General features: G+C 66.7%; 22 protein-coding genes. 11 read left to right on the top strand and 11 right to left on the bottom strand.

The window, feature by feature from the left end:
* Positions 1–8: 8 nt before the first annotated feature.
* Both MWU77_RS02580 and MWU77_RS02585 read right to left on the bottom strand, forming a co-directional pair.
* Positions 9–920 carry a universal stress protein gene (locus MWU77_RS02580; RefSeq protein ID WP_169687792.1) on the bottom strand — a complete coding sequence of 304 codons (912 nt, stop codon included), beginning with the start codon at positions 918–920 and terminating at the stop codon, positions 9–11.
* 92 nt (positions 921–1,012) lie between these two features.
* Positions 1,013–2,548, bottom strand: coding sequence for an acetyl-CoA acetyltransferase (locus tag MWU77_RS02585; RefSeq protein ID WP_169687791.1), 1,536 nt, complete (start codon positions 2,546–2,548; stop codon positions 1,013–1,015).
* 92 nt (positions 2,549–2,640) lie between these two features.
* On the opposite strand from MWU77_RS02585, the gene MWU77_RS02590 reads away from it, so the two are divergent.
* The 4 genes from MWU77_RS02590 (at position 2,641) to MWU77_RS02605 (ending at position 5,432) form a co-directional block, all read left to right on the top strand.
* On the top strand, positions 2,641–3,291 hold the full coding sequence (locus tag MWU77_RS02590; protein WP_169687790.1) for a TetR/AcrR family transcriptional regulator: 651 nt from the start codon (positions 2,641–2,643) through the stop codon (positions 3,289–3,291).
* 91 nt (positions 3,292–3,382) lie between these two features.
* Positions 3,383–3,868, top strand: a complete 486-nt coding sequence (locus MWU77_RS02595; RefSeq protein WP_054715495.1) for a nuclear transport factor 2 family protein — start codon at positions 3,383–3,385, stop codon at positions 3,866–3,868.
* 40 nt (positions 3,869–3,908) lie between these two features.
* Positions 3,909–4,340 (top strand): VOC family protein, encoded by a 432-nt coding sequence (locus MWU77_RS02600; RefSeq protein ID WP_247272861.1) that lies wholly within the window; start codon positions 3,909–3,911, stop codon positions 4,338–4,340.
* Between the two features lie 54 nt (positions 4,341–4,394).
* On the top strand, positions 4,395–5,432 hold the full coding sequence (locus MWU77_RS02605; RefSeq protein WP_247272862.1) for an enoyl-CoA hydratase/isomerase family protein: 1,038 nt from the start codon (positions 4,395–4,397) through the stop codon (positions 5,430–5,432).
* A 57-nt stretch (positions 5,433–5,489) separates the two neighbouring features.
* Here the strand turns inward: MWU77_RS02605 and MWU77_RS02610 are convergent, their stop codons facing one another.
* Positions 5,490–6,101 (bottom strand): hypothetical protein, encoded by a 612-nt coding sequence (locus MWU77_RS02610; RefSeq protein WP_240959048.1) that lies wholly within the window; start codon positions 6,099–6,101, stop codon positions 5,490–5,492.
* Positions 6,102–6,206: 105 nt separating this feature from the next.
* Positions 6,207–7,901, bottom strand: a complete 1,695-nt coding sequence (locus tag MWU77_RS02615; RefSeq protein WP_169687786.1) for a peptide chain release factor 3 — start codon at positions 7,899–7,901, stop codon at positions 6,207–6,209.
* 204 nt (positions 7,902–8,105) lie between these two features.
* Between MWU77_RS02615 and MWU77_RS02620 the strand changes: the two genes are divergently transcribed.
* The gene (locus MWU77_RS02620) at positions 8,106–9,740 is read left to right on the top strand and encodes a fatty acyl-AMP ligase (RefSeq protein ID WP_247272863.1); all 1,635 of its coding nucleotides are present in this window, start codon (positions 8,106–8,108) and stop codon (positions 9,738–9,740) included.
* Here the strand turns inward: MWU77_RS02620 and MWU77_RS02625 are convergent.
* Positions 9,723–10,943 (bottom strand): MFS transporter, encoded by a 1,221-nt coding sequence (locus MWU77_RS02625; protein ID WP_247272864.1) that lies wholly within the window; start codon positions 10,941–10,943, stop codon positions 9,723–9,725. The two genes, MWU77_RS02620 and MWU77_RS02625, sit on opposite strands and share 18 nt — an antisense overlap.
* Complete coding sequence (locus MWU77_RS02630) at positions 10,940–11,392, bottom strand: carboxymuconolactone decarboxylase family protein (protein ID WP_206039800.1); 453 nt, start codon at positions 11,390–11,392, stop codon at positions 10,940–10,942. The genes MWU77_RS02625 and MWU77_RS02630 overlap by 4 nt, the downstream gene beginning before the upstream one ends.
* Positions 11,393–11,438: 46 nt before the next feature.
* Between MWU77_RS02630 and MWU77_RS02635 the strand changes: the two genes are divergently transcribed.
* The gene (locus MWU77_RS02635; RefSeq protein WP_247272865.1) at positions 11,439–12,839 is read left to right on the top strand and encodes a PLP-dependent aminotransferase family protein; all 1,401 of its coding nucleotides are present in this window, start codon (positions 11,439–11,441) and stop codon (positions 12,837–12,839) included.
* A gap of 3 nt (positions 12,840–12,842) precedes the next feature.
* Here MWU77_RS02635 and pth read toward each other — a convergent pair whose 3' ends face one another.
* The 3 genes from pth to MWU77_RS02650 all read right to left on the bottom strand — a co-directional run bounded on the left by pth (position 12,843) and on the right by MWU77_RS02650 (position 15,534).
* The gene (gene pth, locus MWU77_RS02640; RefSeq protein WP_169687783.1) at positions 12,843–13,415 is read right to left on the bottom strand and encodes an aminoacyl-tRNA hydrolase; all 573 of its coding nucleotides are present in this window, start codon (positions 13,413–13,415) and stop codon (positions 12,843–12,845) included.
* Positions 13,416–13,546: 131 nt separating this feature from the next.
* Positions 13,547–14,149, bottom strand: coding sequence for a 50S ribosomal protein L25/general stress protein Ctc (locus MWU77_RS02645; protein WP_169687782.1), 603 nt, complete (start codon positions 14,147–14,149; stop codon positions 13,547–13,549).
* A 212-nt stretch (positions 14,150–14,361) separates the two neighbouring features.
* Positions 14,362–15,534 carry an aminotransferase class V-fold PLP-dependent enzyme gene (locus MWU77_RS02650; RefSeq protein ID WP_169688000.1) on the bottom strand — a complete coding sequence of 391 codons (1,173 nt, stop codon included), beginning with the start codon at positions 15,532–15,534 and terminating at the stop codon, positions 14,362–14,364.
* A gap of 154 nt (positions 15,535–15,688) precedes the next feature.
* On the opposite strand from MWU77_RS02650, the gene egtA reads away from it, so the two are divergent.
* The 4 genes from egtA to egtD are packed head-to-tail and all read left to right on the top strand — an operon-like array spanning position 15,689 to position 19,911.
* Positions 15,689–16,915: an ergothioneine biosynthesis glutamate--cysteine ligase EgtA gene (gene egtA, locus MWU77_RS02655; RefSeq protein WP_169687999.1), complete on the top strand. Its 1,227-nt coding sequence runs from the start codon at positions 15,689–15,691 to the stop codon at positions 16,913–16,915.
* Positions 16,916–16,917: 2 nt separating this feature from the next.
* Complete coding sequence (gene egtB, locus MWU77_RS02660) at positions 16,918–18,216, top strand: ergothioneine biosynthesis protein EgtB (protein ID WP_247273052.1); 1,299 nt, start codon at positions 16,918–16,920, stop codon at positions 18,214–18,216.
* Entirely contained in the window at positions 18,209–18,958 is a 750-nt protein-coding gene (gene egtC / locus MWU77_RS02665) for an ergothioneine biosynthesis protein EgtC (protein ID WP_247272866.1), read from the top strand. The genes egtB and egtC overlap by 8 nt, the downstream gene beginning before the upstream one ends.
* Positions 18,955–19,911, top strand: a complete 957-nt coding sequence (egtD, locus tag MWU77_RS02670; protein WP_247272867.1) for an L-histidine N(alpha)-methyltransferase — start codon at positions 18,955–18,957, stop codon at positions 19,909–19,911. The genes egtC and egtD overlap by 4 nt, the downstream gene beginning before the upstream one ends.
* Before the next feature lie 100 nt (positions 19,912–20,011).
* Here the strand turns inward: egtD and MWU77_RS02675 are convergent, their stop codons facing one another.
* On the bottom strand, positions 20,012–21,784 hold the full coding sequence (locus MWU77_RS02675; protein WP_308198757.1) for a GMC family oxidoreductase N-terminal domain-containing protein: 1,773 nt from the start codon (positions 21,782–21,784) through the stop codon (positions 20,012–20,014).
* Positions 21,785–21,786: 2 nt separating this feature from the next.
* A complete protein-coding gene (locus MWU77_RS02680; RefSeq protein ID WP_247272869.1) occupies positions 21,787–22,461 on the bottom strand; it encodes a hypothetical protein in 675 nt (224 codons plus the stop codon).
* A gap of 155 nt (positions 22,462–22,616) precedes the next feature.
* Here MWU77_RS02680 and MWU77_RS02685 point away from each other — a divergent pair, with 155 nt between their 5' ends.
* Positions 22,617–23,711, top strand: coding sequence for a hypothetical protein (locus MWU77_RS02685; RefSeq protein ID WP_247272870.1), 1,095 nt, complete (start codon positions 22,617–22,619; stop codon positions 23,709–23,711).
* Positions 23,712–23,800: the final 89 nt, after the last annotated feature.

Raw genomic sequence — 23,800 nt, forward strand, 5'->3', positions numbered from 1 at the left:
CACTGCTGTCAGGACTGGCGGGGGCGCACCACCATGACCGGGCACTGGGCTTGACGCAGGAGTGCGTTGCTCGTGGAACCGAGGAGCAATCCGGTGAACCCGCCACGACCCCGACTGCCGACCACCAGAAGTTGCGCCTGTTCGCTCCACTCCTGCAGGCGGGAACGGGGCCCGTCGAGGTAGAGCTTACGGTCGACGGTGACGTCGGGATAGCGCTCGCGGTATCCGGCCAGCTGCTCGGCCAATATTGCGTGCTCGTTTTCCTCGAGCGACTGCGGGGCGAGTGAGGGAGGAAGCGACTCGAACGTTCCGACCTTCATATCGCTCCAGACGTGCACCGCCACCAGGTCGACGCCGCGCCACGACGCCTCCTCGAATGCACAGGCCACAGCGGCCTCACTCAGCGGGCTGCCGTCGGCGCCGACGACGACGGGACGCACGTCGGGTGTTGCAACCGGTTCGGTTCCACGGACGACCACGACGGGGCAACCGGCGTGAGAGGTGACGGCGCTGGGTGTGGAGCCGAGCACCGCCTCGCCCAGTCGGCCATGGCCCGAGGCGCCGAGTACCAGGATTCGCGCCCGAAGGGAAAGTTCCACGAGCCAAGCAGAGCCACCCGTCATCGACGTCGCAGTGGTGATCTCGAGGTCCGGGGCGGTGGAGCGCGCGATCTTCTCGGCGTCCGACAGGACGACACGCGCTTTCTCCTCTGCCCATTCGAAAACCTCGGCGGGCCGGAAGAACGGCATGTCGGTCCACCCAGTGGGGCCGAAGTCCACGGCGTGGACGATGTGTAGTGTCAGCCTGCGTCCTGCAGCCGTAGCCGCGGCCCACCGCACGGCGTGGTCGGATGCGGACGATCCGTCGACTCCGACCGTGATGTGGTTGTGGTCCTGTGGCACTGCACCATGAGGTTTCACAAAGTCGAGGCTATCGCGTGACCGGTCGCGCGCAGTGGGCTTCGGCCTCGACGCTCCGCGACGTGACGAGGCACGTCATCTCACGTCGGGCCCTACGTCGTGAACGTCTCTGTCATCGGGGCGGTAGTCGGAGTGAGGATCACTATGCCGCCGCGGTCGACGACGTGCACAGTGGTACCGATGATGTCGGCGCCTGCGGCGAGGATCTGCGCACCGGCGGCGTCGGTGTGCCCCGACACGCGTCGGCCGTCGGGGGTCGTGCCGATGAGGAACCCGATGGCCGGGGTGCCATCGCGGCCGAATTCTGCAGTGGCCGTGATGATCTCGATCTCACCCGAGTAATCGAGCGCAGGCTCGGTCTCGGACGCGGGCAACAGGACCGGCTCGGGATCGCCGATGTATCCGTCGGTGTGCGGTGTGCATCCGAGCACCACGACATGCTGGTAGGTGAGGTACCCGCCGTTGCCGTGCACGAGAGCGAGCTCGCAGTCGGTGCGCAGTCGACGCGCGACCGCGACGATCGAATGCAGCGTGTAGCTGTTGAGTGGCCCACCGAAGAACGAATGGCCGCCGGTGACGGTCGGGACGGTGTCACGCGGGAGCCCGAGGTGCTCGACGAGCAGCTTGGGCACCACCGGGAAGCAACTGTAGGCATCGATGATGTCGAAGTCGCTTGCGCGGAGGTCTGCGCGGTCGAGCGTGCGACGGAGCGCGTCGGCGAGCGCTGCGGAATGGCCGAAATCGGCGCGGGAGAGCACGTCCGTCGGTTCGGTCGCACCAGCGCCGCCCCAGACATAGAGAATCCGGTCGTCGGCGACCCCGAGTTCACGTGCTGTCGCGAGTGAGGTCACGACGACGGCCGCGGCCTGGTCGACGAACGGCATCGCATTCATCAGCAGGGGATAGGGATCGGTCACCGCGCGGTTCTTCGGACCGACGGTGCGGATGTCCTCGGAGGTACGCACGTTCGGATTCCACGAGGCCGGGTTCTCCGCCGCGATCTCGGAGAACCTGCCGTAGAGCTCCGCGGACCACTCGATCGACGTCTCGCGGGAGTGCCCGAGCCGGTGACTGAGCCGGTTCTCGAACAGCGGGTACACGCGGGTGGGGACCACCATCGCGGCGCGCTGCATCGCGGCGCTGCCCAGGTCGTCCGGATCGAATGCCGGGGGGCCGCCGGGGGCGGTGACCCAGCCGAGTGCGGCCGGGTCGGTTCCGGCCCCCAGCGCATTGCTGACGGAGGCCTGCGCCTCGCCCCCGACGAGCAGCGCGACGGAGCTGGTGCCGGTCGCGATGTCGTATGCGATCCGGTCGAGCTGCGCGGCCGGCCAGTGGCCGCCGATCGGGGTCGTCGACGTGCGCTCGGGGGTGGCGCCGATGCGTTCGGCGAGTAGCCCGGGCAGGTCGTCGTACGACCAGCTCGCGGTCTTCACGGCGCGGACGGTGTCGATGCGGGAGGCGAGCTCGTCCGCGGCGCCGGTGTCGGCCAGCGCGGCACGGGTCGCCTCGACGATCAGGTCGAGTGGTTCCCTGGGGTCGGCGGGTGCGCCGGCGCGTCCTGATCGCAGGTCGCCGACTCCGATCACGACCGGTGTACGTGCGGGCTCAGTCCGTGCAGGGTCTGTCATCGAGGGCCTCGTGGTCGTCGGGGATGGCACTCCGAGCGTAATACGGACTGATTCAGTCTGTATATCGAGGTGTGGTCTGGCACACTCATCGCGTGACCGATACCCCCACTCCTCGTCGCCGAGGTAGGCCACGCGACGCCGACCTCGAGGACCGAGTCTTCGATGCCGTGCTCGAGGTGTATGCCGAAACCAGTTGGCGCGGCTTCACCCTCGACGCCGTGGGACGCAGGGCCCGTGTAGGGCGGGCCGCGCTGTACCGGCGGTGGGATACCAAGGACGACCTTCTCGTCCAGGCGCTCGAGGCCCGCAGCCCACTGCCGGTCCCGATCGATACCGGCGCGCTGCGTTCCGATCTGACCGAACTCGCGCGACAACTCCTGCACGGGTACCGCACGCCATCCGGCCTCGTCAGTCTGCGCGTGGCGCTCGACTCGCGAGTCAATCCGGAGTTGCTCGCCCATCTGGCCCGGACGCTCAATCGCAGCCGGATCCTCGCTGCGCGCACCATCGTGCATCGTGCGGTCGAACGCGGTGAACTCGATCCTGGAACCTCCGTAACGCTCCTGCTCGAGATCGTGACCGGGGCGGTACTCAGTCACGCACTGTTCGGGCTCTCCGACCCCGCGCCGAGCGACGACGACGCGTACGCGGACCGCATCGTCGAGGCGGTCGTCGGAGCGCTGCACGGTGCCGGGACGGTGTCCGATCCGAAACACAAGAGCCAGAGCGTAATCGAACTGTAATAGAGCTGACCGGCGGGTCTTTCATTCGGACATCGTCCGGCCGTGATCCGGGATAGCCTTGCAACAGGTACACGGTGATGGGAGATCAGCGATGGATCTGGAGGCAATGGAGCAGATTGCGCAGGTCAAGTATCGCTACGCGAGAACTCTGGATACGAAGAACTGGGAAGAACTCACCGACACCCTCGTACCCGAGGCCACTGCGGTATACGGCGAACATCTCAGTTTCGAATCCCGCGACGTCTTCATCAACTTCCTCGAGAACACACTCGGCCTCCACATGGTCACAGAACACCACTGCAGTCACCCCGAGATCCGGATCGACGAGAGCGGCCGAACAGCAACGGGAACATGGCTGCTCGCCGACACCGTCATCGTTCCGGAAGACGGCATGATCCTGCGTGGGTCGGCGTACTACCACGATCGGTACGTCCGCTGCGACGACGGTGCCTGGCGGATCGCGCACACCGGATACGAACGAAACTGGGAGACGGTCGTATCCCTCGCGGACATGCCCTCGTTCCGGCTGAGTAGCAACCGATGGGCAATGCTCCAGCAGCCTCCGCGCGCGTCCTGAATCGCACGAGATGGTGAGACGTCCGAAAGGAGAGGTGCCCATGGTGACCCCCGACGACACGGTGTTTCCTCCGGCCGGTGCGATCCCGTATCTCACGGTGGGGCACGGCCGCGACGCAATCGACTGGTATGCAAGCGCGTTCGGTGCAACACTGCAGGGTGAGCCGATCTTCATGGACGACGGCAGGCTCGGCCACGCCGAACTGGGCTTCCCGACCGGGATGGTCTATCTTGCCGAGGAGTTCCCGGAAATGGGCCTGACCGCACCGGCCGGGGGAGCGACATCGGTGAGCTTGATGCTTCCGGTCGTCGACACCGACACCGTTCTCGAGCGCGCCCGCGCAGCCGGAGGCAGGGTCGAGCGGTGGATCTCGGAGAACCACGGTCACCGCAACGCCACATTGATCGACCCGTTCGGGCATCGGTGGATGCTCGTCGGTCCGCTGACCGGAGATCCGATAGGTGAACCCTGACGTCGGCGGTGCCGTACCTCACGTCTGTCGCATGCGCCCGGTAGGCTCCCGCCCGTGAAAGAGTCGTTCATCCGCACCCGAGTCGCCAACGGTGTCGGTGAGGTGCAACTCGACCGGCCCGAAGCGCTCAACGCGCTGAACCCGTCGATGATCCGGGACATGCATGCTGCGCTGCTGCAGTGGCGCACCGACCCGTCCGTCACGGCCGTGCTCGTCACGAGCCGGTCCGATCGGGCCTTCTGCGCGGGCGGCGACATCAAACCTGCTCGCGAGGCGGTGCTGTCCGGCGCCTTCGATGCAGTGCGGGAATCCTTCGCCGCCGAATATCGGCTCGACGAACTCGTAGCCACCTACCCGAAGCCGTATCTCGCGGTTCTGGACGGTGTCACCTTGGGCGGCGGGCTCGGGATCTCGGTGCACGGCGCGGTGCGGGTGGTGACGGAGAGGGCGTCGTTCGCGATGCCCGAGACAGCGCTCGGCTTCATCCCGGATGTCGGGTCGAGCCATTTTCTCCCCCGTTTGCGGGGCACCGCCGTGCGCTGCGACGCCGTCGGAATGTACCTCGGCGTGACGGGGGCCCGCATCGGCGCGGGCGACGCGCTCGCGGTGGGTCTGGCCACCCATTTCGTGCCCCGCGACCGCGTTGATGATCTTGTCGATCGTATCCGCGCGGGCGACTGGCAGGCGGCTCTCGACGAATTCGTCTCTCCCGCACCCGAATCCGAACTGGAGAAACGCTTCGCCGATATCGAGACGGTGTTCGGAGACGGAACGGTCGACGAGATGCTGGACCGGCTCGCGGCCACCGACGCGGAGATCGATCCGGAATGGGCCGAGCGGACGCATGCGGCCCTCCGTGCCGCGTCGCCGACCAGCGTGCGTGCCACCGTGGAGTTGTTGCGCCGCGGCGCCGAAAGCACACTCGAGGAGTGCTTGGCGCGCGAGCTCGAGGTGGCGGTGCGGATCAGCGCGGTCCCCGATTTCGTCGAAGGGGTGCGCGCTGTGCTCGTCGACAAGGACCGCTCACCGCGATGGTCGCCCCCTCGGGTCGAGGAGGTCGATCCGGCGACCATCGCCGCATTGTTCGGCTGAGCGATGGAGCGGTCCCGAACGTTTCGGAGTCCCTAGTGATTCGGTGTCCCGAGTGATTCAGCGGGTGAAGCGGTGCGGAGATTGCAGATCGACCACGATCGGCTGACCACCGAGCATCGCGTGGATCTCGGGCTTCTCGAGCCCGCCCGCCACGAGGTATTCACCGAGTAGCTGCAGCAACTCGTCATTGTCGATCGTCGGGTCGATGCCGTGGGACGACCGTGAACCGAGTTCGCCCTGGGCCAGACGCGCCGCGATCCGTACCGACGCGACACCCATCGAATTGCGGCGGGCGGGCACGCCGGACTTCGAAGCAGTGCCGAGTGTGCTCGACGCGGCAGAGGTATCGGCGGTCGAGCCGTTGGTGCCGGTCGTGCTGCCATTGGTGCTGGTGCTCGTCACCGAGGACGTCCCTTCGTTCGTGGTTCCGGCGCCCACCCCGCCGGCCGGGTTGCGGTCGATCGCGTGCACACCCGTGGTGAGCACTGTCATCGGCGTACTGTTCGGGAGCGGCGTGCTCGGCAGCGGGTAGACGAAGGTGCCCGACCGCTTCGGGCCCTTCGACCGCTCACCCGACCGGGTATGACCGGCCTCGGCGGTGCTGGACTCCGTCGTGCCGGGGTCGGGTAGTTCACCCGACGGCACGGACGGTGCATCGTCGTCGTTCATGACAAGCTCCTGAAATCACCCGAGCGCGCGTGCTCGACGGCAGCAAATTACCAGCCGAAGGGTGTCCGCGTCACCCCGTATGTCCGGTATCTGCTGTTTTCGGGATCAGTCCGTCGCAGCGACCAAGGGCTCGAGGGTGAGTTCGGGAAGCTCCTTCTGGATGTACTGCAGCCGCCATTTGTCGCTGACGAGTGCCAGCAACACACCGTCGGACCGCTCGAACACCTCGACACCGCGCTGACGGTTGAGCTCGGTGGTCGACTCCGCATCGGTGCGGCGGGCCAGCGCGTATCCGAGCGGCTCGATCTTCGGGTCGACGTTGTACTCGGCCTTCATTCGCGCCGCGACCACCTCGAACTGCATGGGGCCGACGGCCGCCATCACCGGCGACGCATCGCCGCGGATGTCGTTGCGGAGGATCTGCACGACGCCTTCGGAATCGAGCTGATCGACGGCCTTACGGAACTGCTTGTACTTCGAGGCGCTCTCGGCCCGCAGGATCGCGAAGTGCTCGGGTGCGAACGACGGGATGGGCGGGAACTCGACCTTCTTGTCGACGAACAGGGTGTGGCCGGGCGCGAGGGCCGTGGCGTTGACCAGGCCCACCACGTCGCCCGGATAGGCATTCTCGACGGTAGTGCGTTCGCGCCCGAACACGGTCAGTGCGTACTTCGTCGCGAACGGTTTGCCGGTCTGGGCATGGGTGACGACCATCCCGCGCTCGAAGACGCCCGAGACGACGCGCATGAACGCGAGACGATCGCGGTGCGCGGTGTCCATTCCGGCCTGCACTTTGAACACCACGGCACTGAACGGGTCGTCGACGTCGCGGGGAGTGTCGTCGATCGCCAGGCGTGCCCGCGGCGGCGGGGCCAGCGCGACGAGCGTGTCGAGGATCTGACGGACGCCGAAGTTGAGCATGGCGGAAGCGAAGATCACCGGCGACGTCTGACCTCCCAGGAACAGTTCCTGGTCGTGATCCTGCCCGCTCGCCGACAGTAGTTCGGATTCCTCGGCTGCCTCGGTCCAGGTGTCGCCTTCGCGCTCGAGCGCGACCTCGGGGGTCAGGTGCTCCTCGGGTGCGATCTTCGCGCCACCTGCGGTGCGCGTGAACTTGATGTATTCGACGGCTTCGCCTGCATGCTCGTCGAGACCGCGACGCAAGAGTCCGCGGAAGTCACCCGCGATGCCGACCGGCCAGAACAGCGGGGTGGGGGTGAGCCCGATCCGTTCGCTGATCTCGTCGAGCAGTTCGAGTGGCGTCTGACCGGGGCGGTCCCACTTGTTGATCACCGTGATCACCGGGATGCCGCGGTGGCGGCATACCTGGAACAGCTTCAACGTCTGCGGCTCGAGGCCTTTCGCGGCGTCGATGAGCATCACGGCCGCGTCGACCGCGGTGAGCACGCGGTAGGTGTCCTCGGAGAAGTCGGAGTGGCCGGGGGTGTCGACGAGGTTGATGACGTTGACGGTGTCGACACCGTCCTCCGACTCCGGAGCCTCGGAGGACGAGTAGTTGAACTGCAGCGCGGTGGAGCTGACGGAGATGCCTCGGGCCTTCTCCATCTCCATCCAGTCGGACACGGTGGACTTGCGGCCGGCCTTGCCGTGGACGGCGCCGGCCTCCGAGATGACCTTCGCGTGCAGCGCGAGGGCCTCGGTGAGAGTGGACTTACCGGCGTCCGGATGGGAGATGACGGCGAATGTGCGCCGTCGCAGCGCTTCGGAACGGACTTCGTTCGACGAAGGGGGCTTCGCGGCGTTGGTGGATTCGCTGGCGGAGGCGGGCGGGGTACTCAACGCGGAAACCTCTCGAAACTTTTTGGTCGGTGTTCTATCGCAGGCAACTCCTCCATGTTACTAGGCGATTCGGTGTCGTTTTCCCGCAGATTCGATCACGTTTCCCCGGGGACGCTTCCGATCGCTCATTTTCGGGCCACGCTGATTCGTAGGGCCGGGATTTCGGCACGGGAAGGCCCGTGCGCATCGGAACGAGGAGTGTTCGTGAGCAGGTTCACTGATGAGATGTATGCGACGGGGCGCGCAAGCACGCGGGGTCTGATCACCGGCGAGCCGGACTCGCCGCGGCGACAGACCTGGATGCAGATCCACGAGCAGGCACGGTGCATGGCGGGGTGTCTGGCGGCGAGCGGGGTCGCTCCGGGCGATGCGGTCGCGATCCTGGCCGGGTTCCCGGTCGACATCGCCCCGATCAGCCAGGGCGTGTGGATGCGCGGCGCGAGCATCACGATGCTGCACCAGCCCACCCCGCGCACCGATCTCGATGGGTGGACGCGAGACACCGAGACCGTGTTGCGCATGATCGGCGCGAGGGTCGTGGTGCTCGGCGCACCGTTCGACATCGCGGAGCCGCTGCTGCGTGAGCGGGGCATCGATGTGGTCACCACCTCGGAACTGCGCGCAGGCACACCGATCGACCCCGTCGACACCGCAGAATCCGACATCGTGCTGCAGCAACTGACCTCCGGCTCCACCGGGTCACCGAAGGCCGTGCAGATCACGCACGAGAACTTCTACGTCAACGCGTATGCGATGTTCGAACGCATCAAGTTCTCGCTCGACGACGACGTCATGATCAGTTGGTTGCCACTGTTCCACGACATGGGCATGGTCGGATTCCTCAGCGTCCCGATGCAGATGGGCGGCGAGGTGGTGTCGGTGACTCCGCTCGACTTCCTGCGGACACCGATGCTGTGGGCGGACCTCATCACCAAATATCGTGGAACCGTCACGGCTGCACCGAATTTCGCATACTCTTTGTTGGCGCGCAAGCTGGCGCAGGCCGAGGACGGCGCGGTGGACCTGTCGTCGATCGAGTGGATGTGGAACGGGGCCGAGCCCGTGGACCCCGACACCATGGACGCTCTCGCCGAGGCGGGTGCCCGGTTCGGGCTCGACCCGATGGCGCTTGCCCCGGTCTACGGGATGGCGGAGACGACGCTGGCGGTATCGGTACCCGACCCCGGCCACGGCCAGGTGCTCGATGTCGTCGACCCGGACCTGCTCGAGTCGGGCGGGATGGCCGTGCCCTCGGTCCACTCGAACGCCCGCCGGTTGCCGACGCTGGGGCATCTCGTTTCCGGTCTCGAAGGCAGAGTCGTCGGTGACGACGGGCAGGAACTCCCTACCCGAGGGGTCGGGGTCATCCAGTTGCGGGGCAAAGCCGTCACACACGGATACGTCACGGTCGATGGCCCCGTACCCGCGCAGGACAGCGACGGCTGGCTCGATACCGGCGACGTCGGCTACTTCACCGAAGAAGGTCTGGTCGTCGTGTGCGGCCGGGTGAAGGACGTCATCATCATGGGCGGACGCAACATCTATCCCACCGATATCGAGCGCGCCGCGTGCGGTGTGGCGGGGGTACGACCGGGCAATGCCGTCGCGATCCGGCTGGATGCCGGCGAGAAGCGGGAATCGTTTGCGGTGGCGGTGGAGACCAACCTCATCGACGACCTCGACGAAGTGCGCCGAATCGAGCACGAGGTGGTCCATGCGGTGTGTGCGGAGGTGGGAGCGCGTCCCCGCACGGTTGCAGTGCTCGGCCCGGGCAACATCTCGAAGACGTCGTCGGGCAAGCTGCGCCGCGGGACGTCGGCATCATTGCTCCGGCGCTGACGGGGTACGACGCCCGGCCCGCACGGAGGTTCCGATGACGAGGACGGTGAGTGCGGTGAGGACACCACCGATCCAGAGCACGCTCGTCGGCGACAGCGCATCGACCACGAGCCCACCGATCAGAGCACCCGCTGCGATCGACAGGTTGAACGCCGAGACGAACAGCGAACTCGCGGCCTCCACGGCGTCCGGAGCCGACCTGAACATCCAGGTCTGGAGAGTGACAGGCACTGCGCCGTAGCCCAATCCCCAGAGGGCGAGCATGCCTGCCGCCGAGACGACTGTGGTGTCGGTGACCGCGACCGCGACCATGGCGACGGTGAGGACGAGCGAGATTCCCAGGGCGGTCTGTGGCAACCATCTGTCGACCAGGGCTCCCGCAATGAAATTGCCGCAGAGGCCGGCGACACCGAACGCGAGAAGCAGCATGCCGATCGATCCGCCGTCCACGCCGCTGCCCTGAAGGACGGGGCGCAGGAATGTGTACGCCGTGAAGTGGCCGGTGATGATCAGGACCGTCATCATGATTCCCACACGCACGCCTGCGTTGTTGCGGAACACCGCGGGCAGGTCGGTGAGGCCGAGGGTGCGCTGCGGTGGTAGCCGGGGCACCAGGAAAAGCATGGCCGTCAGCGCGACGAGGCCGAGGACGCCGACCGCGCCGAACGCTGTGCGCCAGCTGCTGAGGCCGCCGAGGAACGTGCCGGCGGGCACCCCGAGAACGGACGCGGCTTCGACACCGCTGAAGATCACGGCGGTGGCACGCACGACGTGTCGCTGCGGTACCAGTCGGAGGGCGATGCCCCCGGCCAACGCCCAGAACCCGCCGACGCTGATCCCGATGAGGAACCGGGCGGCCAGGACGACCGCGAAATCTGTTGCGAAGGCCGATGCGAGATTGGCAGCCCCCATCATGCCGATCAGCAGAGCCAGGACGAGCCGGCGGTCCATCCGCCCGGCGGCCACCGTGATCAAGGGCGCGGAGAGTGCGGCGACGAGCCCGGGAATTGTCACCATCAGCCCGGCGCGACCTTCGGACACGTCGAGGGCATCGCCGACGGGAGTGAGCAATCCGACGGGGAGCAGCTCGGATGTCATGAGGGAGAAGATTCCCAGTGTCACCGCCAGGACGGCGAGCCAGCCCTTCACTGGTGAGGGGCCGGCCGCCGTCCCGGTAGGTGCCGCTGGGGCGGCGGCGGTCACAGCGCCCCGGGCGTCTTGCGGGTCGTCACGTTCATCCGGTTCCAGGTGTTCACCGTGAAGATCAACGCGATGAGCTGGGCGAGTTCTGTCTCGTCGAACTCGTCGGCGACCTCGTCCCAGACCTCATCGGAGACTCCGCCGGGCAGTTGTGTCATCGCCTCGGTGAGCGACAGTGCTGCACGTTCTTTCGTGGTGAAGACGCTGGATTCCTCCCACGCGCTGAGCTGGTAGATCCGTTCTTCCCGCTCACCGGCCCGGCGCGCGTCGGATGTGTGGTAGTCGATGCAGTATGCGCAGCGGTTGATCTGCGATGCACGGATCTGGACCAGTTCGAGCAGTACCGGGTCGAGACCGGCGCGAGCGGCGGCGTCGAGAGCGAGGACGGCTTTGAAGATCTTCGGCGCGACCTGGGCGAAATCCATGCGCTGGGCTACCTGAAAAGTTGTCATGTCATAAAGCTAAAGCCGGAAGTGACCATTGGTATGGTTCATTTCGATGACGAATTCTGGGGTCAATTCACCGACGGGCAGTGATCTGCATCTGGAGCTGTCCGGCTCCGGAAGCCTGCGCTCCCAGCTCATGCACGCCGTGCGGGAGGCAGTCCGCTCGGGCCGCCTCCCACCGGATACCCGGCTGCCGTCCTATCGGGCACTCTCCGCCGATCTCGGCATAGCCCGGAACACCGTGGCCGAGGTCTATTCCGAGTTGGTGGAAGAAGGGTGGTTGACGGCGCGACAGGGTTCGGGGACCCGGGTGGCCCGGCGAGTTGCTCCACCGCCACCTCACCGACGGCGACCTCGGCCGTCGTCTCGCCGCCCGATCCACGACCTGGCGCCGAGTTCCCCCGACGCGTCGGCCTTTCCGCGGGCCGCCTGGTCGACGTCGGCCCGCCGGGCGATCAACGCGGCACCCAGTGAAGCATTCGGGGTGGGAGATCCACGAGGTCGCCCGGAACTGCGCGATGCTCTCGCCGACTATCTGGCGCGGGCTCGGGGAGTGCGTGTCGATGCCGAACTCATCGTGATCTGTGCCGGCTACGCCCACGCTCTGCAGTTGCTCGGGCCGCTGTTGCCCAGCACCGTTGCCGTGGAATCCTACGGGCTCGCTTTCCACCGAGATCTCATCGCGGGCGCGGGGATACGAACCGTACCGCTGTCCATCGACGAGCGCGGCGCCCGCGTAGGCGACCTGTCCGAGAAATCGGCGGGTGCGGTTCTGCTCACCCCCGCACACCAATACCCGACCGGTGGTCCATTGCATGCCCTGCGCCGGGCCGCGGTCGTGGATTGGGCGCGTACGGCGGACGGCCTGATTCTGGAAGACGACTACGACGGAGAGTTTCGCTACGACAGAGAACCGATCGGTGCGGTGCAGGGACTGGATCCGGATCGTGTGATCTACCTCGGCTCGATCAGCAAAAGTCTGTCGCCGTCTCTTCGCCTGGGGTGGATGGTATTGCCCGACCGAATGATCGACGACGTTCTCGCCGTGAAAGGGAGACGTGAACTCTGGTCGAGCGCATGGGATCAGCTCACCTTGGCCGACTTCATCTCGTGCGGTTCCTACGAGCGACACCTGCGCCGCATGCGCGGTGTCTACCGGGGGCGTCGGGACCACCTCGCGGCCGCGCTCACCGAGCACGCCCCGCACATCCGGGTCAGCGGAATCGCGGCCGGTCTGCATGCCGTGCTCGAATTGCCGGAAGGTACGGAACACACCACTCTCGCGGCCGCTCGCAGACTGGGGGTGGCCGTCGACGGATTGTCCGCCTACCGGCACCCCGACAGTACGATGCCGCACCTCGACGGGCTTGTCGTCGGCTACGGAACACCGGCCGAACATGCCTTCTCGTCGGCATTGGAAGCCCTGTGCCTGGCACTGCCTCCGGCGCCGTAGGAGTCAGTGGATTCGGTTCTGTGCGCCCTCGAGGCCGAGTTTGAGGAGCAGTTCGACGGCGTCGGCGCCCTCCTCGCACAGCACGCCGAGATCTTTGCGCTCGGTGGCGGAGAAAGGTTTGAGTACGAAGTCCGCCGGATCCTGACGGCCCGGCGGCCGACCGATCCCCATGCGCACTCGCAGATAGTCCTTCGTGCCCAGTGCCGACGACGTGGACCGCAGGCCGTTGTGCCCGTTCTCACCACCGCCTTGCTTGAGCCGGATCGTGCTGTACTCGAGATCGAGTTCGTCGTGGATCACGATGATGTTCGCCGGAGAGACCGAGAAGAACTTCGCGAGACCCGCGACCGGGCCACCCGAGACATTCATGTACGTGCGGGGCTTCGCGATGATGACCTGTCGCCCGTCGAGTCGCGCCTGCACGATCTCGGCGTTGCTCTTCTTGTGTGCGCTGAACTTCCCGCCGACCCGATCGGCCAGCACATCGGCAACCATGAAACCGATGTTGTGCCTGGTGGTCTCGTACTTGGGACCGGGATTTCCCAGCCCTACGACGAGCGCGGTGTCCTCGCTCACGTGCGGGTCCTTCCTCGAATCATGTGTGGCGGTGTACCGCTCGGTCGAACGCGCGTGCGGCGCGCCATCCCGAAGGATGACGCGCCGCACGAAAGACTTCACTGAGCCCGAAAGGTTCACGCAGTCGAGGCTCAGGCCTCTTCTGCTTCACCCTCGGTCTCGTCGGTTGCCTCTTCGGCGCTCGCCTGAGCAGCGGCCTCGACGATGTTCACGAGCAGCAGCTCGGGATCGTCCTGCAGGGTCGCACCCGCGGGAAGCTCGACGCCACCGGCGAGGATCTGGGTGCCGATGGGAGCGCTCTCGATCGACACCGAGATCTCCTCGGGGATGTTGAGGGCGTCGGCCTCGAGCTTGATGGTGCTGACCTCGTTGACGACCAGCGCGCCGGGGCCTGCGATACCGGTGAGGACGACGGGGACCTCGACGGTGACCTTCTCGCCCTTCTTCACGACGAGCAGGTCGGCGTGCTCGATGTTGCGACGGATCGGATGCGTGGTGACGGACTTGGTGAGGGCGAGCTGCTCGGTGCCGTCAACCTCGAGGGTCAGGACGGCGTTGGTGCCGTGGTTACGCAGGACCGCGGCGAACTCGAGGCCGGGAAGCGACAGGTGCTTGGGATCGGTGCCGTGGCCGTAGAGGACGGCGGGGATCTGGCCTGCACGGCGGGTGCGACGGGCTGCGCCCTTGCCGAACTCGGTGCGGACAGCGGCTACGAGACGGTTCTCGTTGGACATGGTGCAACGGCTCCTACGCTAGTGAACTCTCACGGGGTCGGTCTTCTCGGCGAATGCGGGACCGGACACGCGCGGCAGTTAGGAGCGCTTCTTCGCTCTGACGGAGCCGCAGCCGCGTCGATCACGGTGAGCCAGCGGTAACGCGGTTCACCCTCGCCGAGACAACTCGACATACTTTACCGGATCCGATTGCGCAATGCGAACGGGCCTCATCAGGCGAGCGAGCGAACGGCGGCGAGGAAACGATCGACGTCGGCGGGGGAGACGAAATAGTGCGGCGACGCGCGCACCACGGCATCGAGTTTCCGCTGTGACATGTCGAGCAGAGTGGAGCTGCGTGAGCTGACGGTGACGGTGATCGACTGCTCGGCCAATGCGCCGCGCACCGCACTCGGTTCCATCCCGTCGACGGTGAACGAGACGATCCCGTTGAGCGGTGCGCCGCGATCGTGCACGGTGACGCCCTGGATCCGCTCCAGCCCGTCGCGGGTGTGCTCGGCGCGGTAACCGATGGCCTCCGCCACGGCATCGATTCCGAGATCGAGCAGGTAGTCGATCGCGACGCCGAGTCCCAGCCGGGCCGCGACGTCGGCCTCCCACATCTCGAAGCGCGACGCGTCGGGCGCGAGTTCGTAGGTGTCGGGCGACGTCCACGTCGCACTGTGCAGATCGATCGGCGCCGGCTCCAGGTCGGCGATCAGCCGCGGCCGTACGTAGAGGAACCCGGTGCCGCGAGGACCGCGCACCCACTTGCGGCCGGTACCCGAGAGCGCATCGACGTCCAGTTCCGGCACGCTCACGGGAAGCTGCCCCACCGATTGGCACGCGTCGAGCAGCACCAGTGCGCCCACGGCGTGGGCGGCGTCGGCGACCTCGCGGACCGGGTTGACCAAACCGCCGTTGGTCGGTGCGTGCACGACCGAGACGATTTTGACGCGCTCGTCGAGCAGTCCGCCCAGTGCCTCGACGTCGATACGGCCGTCGCTGTCGGAAGGAACCACCTCGACGCTCGCGCCGGTGGCGCGGGCGCGCTGCAGCGCTGCGACTGCGTTGGCGGCGTACTCGGCCTGTGACAGCAGGATGCGGTCGCCCGGTCCCAGCGGCACCGCATAGAAGAACGACGTCCATGCCCGCGACGCGCTGTCGGACAACGCCACGGAGGTGCCATCGACCCCGAACAGGCGTCCGAGGGAGGTCTTCACCCCGGCCAGGTCGTCGAGGCGCTCGTTGGCGGCTGCGTATCCGCCGATCTCGGCCTCGCGTCGTAGATGGGCGACGACGGTGTCGACCACCGGAGTCGGTGGGAGCGACGACCCCGCGCTGTCGAGAAACACCCGGTCGAAACAGCCGGGGGTGTCGCGCCGGGCCTGCTGCACATCGAGCATGAAGGTGGCCTCCATTTCCTCTCGGCAAGATCCTTCGACCGAATCTAGTGTGGTCAGTGTGCCGCCGGGGCGTTCTACGGGCGTTGCGGCGATGCGCGCGTTAGGCTCGCTCAGTGACCAGGCCCACCGACAAAGGAGGGTGGATCGAGTGGTGATGGCGATGGACGCGGCGATGCCGCGCGCCGACAGCGAGCTCGGTCCGCGCGCCTCCGCCGAAGCGTACGTACGTCGGGTGAGCTTCCGGTTCGGTCCACCGCGGCTGATCGGCGCCGAACTCGAATGGCTGACTGCGCGTGCCGACGGAACGGCCTCACGGCCGGAACTCACATCGATCGTCGAGGCACTCGGGCCTCACGCCCCGAAAACCATCGCTCCGTCGTCGTCGGCCCGTCCGCTGCCGTCGGGCAGCGCAGTCAGTCTGGAACCGGGCGGGCAGGTGGAGCTGGCCAGTGTGCCGTGCACGTCGGCCCGGCAGACGGTGGATCGTCTCGTCGCCGACGCGAAGATGTTGCGATCATTGCTCGCCCGCCGTGCGGTGTCGATGCTCGACACCGCGACCGACGAGATTCGGCCGCCCCATCGCCTTCTCCGCACACCGCGGTACTCCGCAATGGAATTGCGTTTCGACCGGATCGGACCTCTCGGGCGGCTGATGATGAACAGCACGGCTGCGGTGCAGGTCAGTGTCGATGCCGGAGCCGACGACGCCGAACTCGCCCGACGCTGGGAGTTGCTCCACGCGATCGGCCCGGCGTTGATCGCCGCGTTCGGACGTTCGGCCACGCTGCAGGGCGCTCCGGAAGGTGAGTGGGTCTCGCAGCGGATGCGCACGTGGTTGTCCCTCGACCCGGACCGCACCGCGGCCGTGGCCGACCCGCAGAAGTACCCGGCATGGTCGCTCGACGTCCCTTTGCTGTGTGTCCGGTCGACGGGCCCGGAATGGCACGCACCACCCGGGGCGTCGTTCGCCGATTGGCTCAGCGGCGGTCTCGACGGCGAGATCGGTCGTCGGCCGACCTTCGCCGACCTCGACTATCATCTGACCACGCTGTTTCCGCCGGTGCGCCCGTGTGGACACCTCGAGGTCCGGTACTTGGACGCGCAACCCGACAACCTGTGGCAGGTGCCGATCGCGACGATCGAAGCTCTGCTGAGGAGCCCGGAGGTCATGACCGAGGCGTCGGCGATCGCCGAGCCGGTTCGGCAGCTTTGGGTGGAAGCCGCGCAGCAAGGGCTCGCAGCTGTCGAATTGCGTGCTGCAGCAGTGGGATTGCTGTCTCTGGCTGCGGAGTCGTCGCCCGACATGAGGTTCACCACTGCGCTCGACGCGGCCGCGACGCGTTGCATGCGCGGGCAGTCGCCGGGGGTGGCCGACCGGTGAGGATGCTGCGCGACCGTCTCGAACGCGACCTCGAACGCGCTCGCGCTCGGACGTGTTCGCTCACGGATATCGACGATGACGAACTGGTGCAGCAACATTCGCCGTTGATGAGTCCCCTCGTGTGGGACCTCGCGCATATCGCGAATCAGGAGGAGCGCTGGCTGCTTCGTGAAGTCGCGGGCCGAGGCCCGGTGTGTCAGGGGATCGACGAGCTCTACGATGCATTCCTGCATCCCCGGGCGAGTCGGACCGCGCTGCCGTTGCTCGGCCCGTCCGATGCGCGCCGCTATGCAGCGCAGGTGCGTGACCTGGCGCAAAAAGTACTGCAAAGCAACAACTTCGATGACGATCTCACTCGCGACGGTTTCGTCTTCTCGATGATCGCGCAACACGAACAACAACACGACGAGACGATGCTCGCGACCCACCAGTTGCGTGCCGGACCTCCCTTGCTCGATGCCCCGGAGGCGCCACGTGAGGCGGCGTCTCCGGTGTGCGAGCGGGTGGTGATCCCGGCGGGGGAGTTCGAGATGGGCACCTCGGCCGACCGGTCGGCGCTCGACAACGAGAAGCCGGTGCACCGGGTGCATGTGCCCGCCTTCGCGCTCGACGCCGTGCCGGTGACCAACCGGTCGTTCACTCGATTCATCGAGGACGGCGGCTACCGGCGCCGCGACCTGTGGAGTGACGAGGGATGGGCGCACCGCTGCGAGGCGGGCCTCGAAGCGCCGCAGTTCTGGCACCGCGAATCCGACGGGCGGTGGTGGCGCCGCAGTTTCGGGCGAGAAGTGCCCGTGCACCCGGACGAACCTGTCGTGCATGTGTGTTTCCACGAGGCGGATGCCTTCGCGCGCTGGGCCGGAGCGCGCCTTCCCAGCGAGGTGGAATGGGAGAAGGCCGCGCGGTGGGATCCCGAGACCGGCCGCAGCCGGCGGTATCCGTGGGGCGACGATGATCCGGGTCCGGAACACGCGAACCTCGGCCAGCGACATCTCGGTCCTGCGGTGGTGGGTGCGTACCCGGCGGGTGTGTCGCCGCTCGGTGTGTATCAGCTGATTGGTGATGTGTGGGAGTGGACGTCGTCGAGCTTCGAACCGTACCCGGGCTTTCGTGCGTTTCCGTACCGGGAGTACTCGGAGGTGTTCTTCGGCGGCGATTTCCGCGTTCTCCGCGGTGGCTCCTTCGGCACCGATCACGTTGCGTGCCGCGGAACCTTCCGGAACTGGGATCACCCGGTCCGCCGCCAGATCTTCGCCGGGTTCCGTCTTGCGCACGATGTGGCGAAGGCTCCGGATGTGTAGACACCTGGGGTACCTCGGCCCGGTCGAATCGGTTGCCTCACTGCTCACCGACGGCCCCAATTCGCTCATGCGGCAATCGTGGGCGCCGACGGACATGCGTGGTGGCGGCACCATCAACGCCGACGGATTCGGCGTCGCCTGGTGGTCGGACGTCGGCGTTCTCGGCCGCTACCGCTCGTCCCTGCCGGTGTGGTCCGATCCGTTCGTCACCGAGGGGCTGCCCACCATCCGATCCGAGGCCGTGATGATCGCACTCCGATCCGCAACGGAGGGTATGCCGGTCGAGCGAAGCGCCAGTGCGCCGTTCTCGGACGGACACTGGGCTTTCAGCCTCAACGGTGTGGTGCGCGGCTGGCCCGGTTCGCTGGTGGACCTCGCGAAGAACCTCCCGGTGTCGGAGCTGCTCGAACTGGAGGCCCCCACCGATTCTGCTGCGCTGTGGGCGATGTTGCGGTCGCGGCTCCGATCGGCAGAACCGGAGCCCGCGCTGATCTCCCTTGTCCACGACGTCCTCGCGCGGGCACCGGAATCCCGCTTGAACATGCTGCTGTGCGACGGAAACGGTATGTGGGCGACCGCGTGGTATCACTCGTTGTGGACCCTCGTGGACGAGAACGTCGCGATCGTGAGCTCCGAACGTTTCGACGACGACCCGCGCTGGCAGGTAGTCGCCGACAAGCATCTCGTCCATGCAATACCCGGCAAGCTCGTCGTCACTCCCCTGGAGGTGTCCGCTACGTGACCATCGACGTGTTCATCACGCCCGAGCAATTGGACGAGACACTGCGCGGTGATGCGCGCAGTGGTCTCACCTCGACCCCCAAGCGCCTGTCGCCGACATGGCTGTACGACGAGCGGGGAAGCGAGTTGTTCGATCAGATCACGTCGCTGCCGGAGTACTACCCCACCCGTACCGAATTCGCGCTGCTGGAGCGCTACGCGGCGGACATCGCGGAGGCGGCGAAACCAGAGATGCTGGTGGAACTCGGATCGGGATCGTCGGAGAAGACGAGGGTGCTGCTCGACGCACTGAAACCGTACATCCATACGTATGTACCGCAGGACGTGTCCGAGCCGGCACTGAGAGCGGCGGTGCGGCGCCTGTCCGTCGACTATCCGGACCTCACGGTGCGCGGCGTGGTCAGCGATTTCACCGGTTCTCTCGAACATCTCCCTGTCGGCGGGCACCGCATGGTCGCATTCCTCGGCGGAACGATCGGCAACTTCGCACCCGCCGAACGCATCGAGTTCCTGACCCACCTCGGGACGATCCTGGAAACCGATGAATGGCTGCTGCTCGGTGCCGGACTCGTCGTCGACCCCGACATCCTCATTCCGGCGTACGACGATGCCGCCGGTGTGACGGCCGAGTTCGATCGCAACGTGCTGCGGGTGGTCAACCGGCGGCTCGACGCCGACTTCGATCCCGACAAGTTCGTGCACCGCGCCGTGTGGGACGCAGAGAACGAGTGGATCGAAATGAGACTCGAAGCGACCGAGGCGATGACGGTGAAGGTCCGCGATCTCGATCTCGAACTGACCTTCGCCGCGGGAGAGCAGATGTGCACGGAGATCTCGGCAAAATTCCGGCTCGACGGAATCGGCAGAGAACTCGACGACGCAGGATTCACCATCCGGCACGAATGGGTGGATCCTGACGGGAGATTCGTGCTGTTCGCCGCGTCTCGTCGATGACGCGTCGGGTAGCCTGGTGAACTTTCCCCCTCTCGTGCGGGTTTCCGTTGCCTCATGACCCGCGGGAACCCGTGCAACCGGGGGAAAGCCAGTGTCCGGTCTACAGTCCGCGGGAGACCACCGCATTCGTGACCCGGTCGTCGATCGACGAGACCGGAGCTTCGCGTCCCACCCACCCTTCGCCACCGAAGTACGTCTCGACGATCTTCTCGGCGGTGCGGGTCGCGAGGGCCTGTGTCGTCAGAGTCGGATTGGGTCCGCCGAGGCTGTTGGGGAGCGCCGAATTGTCGGCGACGTAGAGCCGCTTGACCCAGCGTGCCTGCGCTGAGGAGTCGAGGATCGAATCCTTCTCGCCCGCGCCCATTCTCATGCTCGACTGTGCGTGCAGGATCAGCGGTGGCCAGTCGCAACGATGCACAGATTTCGCACCCGCCGCGCGCATCAGCTCGACCGCCTTGCGGGTGCAGTACTCCCGGTTGCGTCGGGTGCGTTCGGACCGCTTACGGTGCTGCATCGTCACACGGGGAACGACGCCGTGCTCGTCGGCGGGCAGCAGTCCGGGCACGCTCACCCGGTTTCCGGATTCGACGTCGTCGTCGGTGATCACCAGTGCGCCGAGCACACGGTCGGCATCGGAGAGCGTGGTCAGTAGGTCGCGGCCGACCAGCCGGCCGAGGCTGTCGGCGCCCGCGTTGTCGACCACGCCGCCCGCGCGACCGTAGCCGTGGATACCGGAGTCGCTGTAGCCCAGCGAGTACGCCAGCAAAGCCGGTGGCATGCCCACCTGCTCGATTGCGCCGTATCCCGGAAGGTCCACGCGCGCATTGGAACCGGCGCCGCGCGTCTCGCCCGTGTACTCGTTGAAGACGCCGAACACCGCATCCATGTGGTGGTCGGTCAAGCCGCGACCCACCCATTCGTCCGGGTCGGGGAGCTCCGAGTTGAGCCACAGACGCGGCGACTCGATGGCGCCCGCGGCGAGCACCACGACCTTCGCTTCCGCCTCGTGTTCGTCGCCGTCGGCCGTCCGGAACCGCACGCCGTGCGCGACCGTCTCGCCGCCTTTCTCGTGGACGAGGATCTTCGTGACCCCGGCACCGGTCATGAGGGTCGCGGATCTGCCGTGCGGTGACCAAGCGTCGGCGGTGAGCATCATCGGGACGTACGAGTTGTCGGTGGAGCGGCGGGCCTTCAGATTCCGCGGCGCGCCCAACGGAAGGTAACAGCCTTGGTAGCAGTGGCCGCACATGGTGCATCCACTGGCGTGGGGATGGCGGAGCAGCGCGGGGTCGCGGGTGCGCCCGGCAGTGCCGCGGGGCTGCAGGATCGCGTTCTGCTGCGCGCGATGCGCAGGCCCGGCAGTGTCGGGCGAGATCTGGTGGGGGAGACCCATCGCCGCGGCACCCCGCAGGAACACCTGTTCTTTCGTCCCCATCGGTGCTGTCTGCACGGGCAGCGTCGCCTCGACCCATTCGTAGTAGCGGCGTAGTTCCTCGTAGCCGAAGGGGAACAGGTGCTCGTTGTCGTACATGTCGCGGTCGGCGCCGTCGTATCCCTCGAACACACCGGGGTACGCCCGGGGCGAATTACCGAAATAGTGGAGTGTCGCGCCGCCCACACCGGAGACCTGCCACACGAACGAGTTCTGCGGAAGATCGCGCAGCCACGGACCCTCGGATCGGTCGCCCGGCCCTTCGCGGAGGAACCCGGTGATCGGGTTGTTCGCGTCGTTCTCGAAGTGGGTCCACTGATTCTCGGGGTCCTCGAAGCGTGGCCCGGATTCGAGCACCAGTACGTCGAGTCCACGTGCGGCGAGTTCCTTCGCGACGACCGGCCCGCCACCGCCTGCGCCGATCACGATCACATCGGTCAACGTCATTCCTCCACTCGTTCGACGCCACCGTAATAGCCCTGGAACTCGTCCCACCCGTCGCTGACGCCCTGGTATGCGGTCAGTTCCCAGCCCGCCGGGCGACCGGTCAGCTCGCGGCGTACTCCATCGAACGCCGAGACCTCCGAGTAAGCGACGAACGCGGCGAGTGTCGGAATGGCATTGACTGCGTATTCGATGGGACGGCCAGGGAACTGCGGCTCGGTGTCGAGAAGTTCGAACACGTGCGCTTTGGCGGCGTACGAGAGGTTCGCGAACGGTGATGCGAACGGACCTGCAACGGCATTCGGGGCGGCGGTGACTGCGAAGAGGTTCACCAGTGCAGCGATCGCCGCGGAGCCGGTGACGTCGATTCCGAGCACGTCGATCAAGGGGATCGGTACGGCCAGGTCGAAGGTGCGTTCGAGGGTTTCGGCGGCTCCCTGTGTGACGCCCCCGGGTGCCTCGGCCGACACACCCTGGTGTTGCGAGTACGGATCGTTCCCGGGGACGACGAACGCGAGGATCCCGTTGATCGTGTCACGGACCGCGGGGTTCGGCGTTGTCGCCTGCGCTGCGGCCACATCGGTGAACGACCAGGCCACGCTCGTCAGTGCCACGCCGGTCGCGGCGACACCTCCCAAGAATCGTCGTCGACTCCACAGTGCATGCGTCTCCACGCCGCTCCCTCCCTGTCCCGGCGAAAGCCTACGGCAGTCTCCGAGTCCTGCTCGACAGGTGCGCAGCCGCGTTGTCGTCGACCGACCTGAGGAGAAATGGCGTAGGTTGGTGCCCGTCTACCTTGACGATCGGTTGACGAATACTTGGGAAGTCGGTGGTCCCTGTGTGGGGAGAGGCGCGTTCGACGGCAGCTGCTGTCCTCGCGTGCATCCTCGTGCCCTCGGTCCTGACCGGATGCGCAACGGTCATGGCGGGAACCCCGGTCGAGACACCACCGGCCCCCGTCGACTACCTCGCCCCCAACACCCACAGTCGCTCGATCGGCCCGTCCGACAAAATGCTCCTCGAGGTCGCGGAAAGACTACGACGACTCGATCCGTGCGGGCTGCTCCCGGAACCGGTGGTTGCCCGGTACGGCGAAATACGTCAGTTCGGACCGCAACGAGCGCTCGACACGTGCACCGCCGTCGCACATCCATCCGAGGGAGCGAAATACGACGAGCTCGACGTCACCATCGACCTGTCGCCTGTGCCGTCCACCGACGGCCAGCGCGACCGGTCTTTCGGCGACACCGAGGTGTACCGGACCACGAGCGTGCACGAGAACTCCCTCGACTGCACGCTGACATTCGCGCTCGACATCCCCGTCACCGTGACAGCCGATGCGGTACCACCCTCACGGTTCGCGACGATCGCGGTCACGCAGTATCGCTCCGCGGAGTCGAGCGGGGAAAGCATTCCGGTATGTGCGGTCGCGGCAGATGTTCTGTCGGAGACGCTTGCACTCGTGCCCTCGCTGCCAGGGCGGCCGACCAGCGGTCCGGGCCGGATCCGGCTGGCAGCGGCCGACCCGTGCGAGATCGTCGGCAGCTTCGCACCTGAAGAACTGGTCGGATGGCAGATCGACAGCGACCCGTATCGGTGTGTCCTCACTCCGCACCAGGACGGCGCCGCGCCGGAGACATGGAGCATCTACTACGGACTCGAACCCGAGTTCGCGCCGCCGGATCGCGACGACGTCAGAGAAGTGACGTTCGAAGGCCTCACCTTGCATGTCCGCGAGACAGGCGATTCCTGCCGGATCTCGGCGCCCATCGAATCGGTGATCGACACCAATCGGCCCGGCGCCGAGCGCTACAACAGGTCGCGCGGCCGTAACGTCCCGGCCGTGATCCTGATGAGCGACACCCCGAACTGCGACGACCTGGTCCCACTGACAGTCGAGATCGCCGACGGTGCGCTTACCTGACGGCCCGCCGTCGTGCGCTTACCTGACGGCCCGCCGTCGTGCGCTTACCTGACGGCCCGCCGTCGCGATCTCGTGCACGTGATCGAAGA

The sequence above is a fragment of the Rhodococcus sp. F64268 genome (genome assembly GCF_023015605.1).
Lineage (GTDB): Bacteria > Actinomycetota > Actinomycetes > Mycobacteriales > Mycobacteriaceae > Rhodococcus.

Excerpts from the sequence above, each read along its gene's own strand:
- MWU77_RS02585 (WP_169687791.1), bottom strand. The coding sequence starts at position 2,548 with ATGACAGACCCTGCACGGACTGAGCCCGCACGTACACCGGTCGTGATC.
- MWU77_RS02595 (WP_054715495.1), top strand. The coding sequence starts at position 3,383 with ATGGATCTGGAGGCAATGGAGCAGATTGCGCAGGTCAAGTATCGCTAC.
- MWU77_RS02600 (WP_247272861.1), top strand. The coding sequence starts at position 3,909 with ATGGTGACCCCCGACGACACGGTGTTTCCTCCGGCCGGTGCGATCCCG.
- MWU77_RS02610 (WP_240959048.1), bottom strand. The coding sequence starts at position 6,101 with ATGAACGACGACGATGCACCGTCCGTGCCGTCGGGTGAACTACCCGAC.
- MWU77_RS02630 (WP_206039800.1), bottom strand. The coding sequence starts at position 11,392 with ATGACAACTTTTCAGGTAGCCCAGCGCATGGATTTCGCCCAGGTCGCG.
- MWU77_RS02635 (WP_247272865.1), top strand. The coding sequence starts at position 11,439 with ATGACGAATTCTGGGGTCAATTCACCGACGGGCAGTGATCTGCATCTG.
- MWU77_RS02645 (WP_169687782.1), bottom strand. The coding sequence starts at position 14,149 with ATGTCCAACGAGAACCGTCTCGTAGCCGCTGTCCGCACCGAGTTCGGC.
- MWU77_RS02650 (WP_169688000.1), bottom strand. The coding sequence starts at position 15,534 with ATGCTCGATGTGCAGCAGGCCCGGCGCGACACCCCCGGCTGTTTCGAC.
- egtA (WP_169687999.1), top strand. The coding sequence starts at position 15,689 with ATGGCGATGGACGCGGCGATGCCGCGCGCCGACAGCGAGCTCGGTCCG.
- egtB (WP_247273052.1), top strand. The coding sequence starts at position 16,918 with ATGCTGCGCGACCGTCTCGAACGCGACCTCGAACGCGCTCGCGCTCGG.
- egtC (WP_247272866.1), top strand. The coding sequence starts at position 18,209 with ATGTGTAGACACCTGGGGTACCTCGGCCCGGTCGAATCGGTTGCCTCA.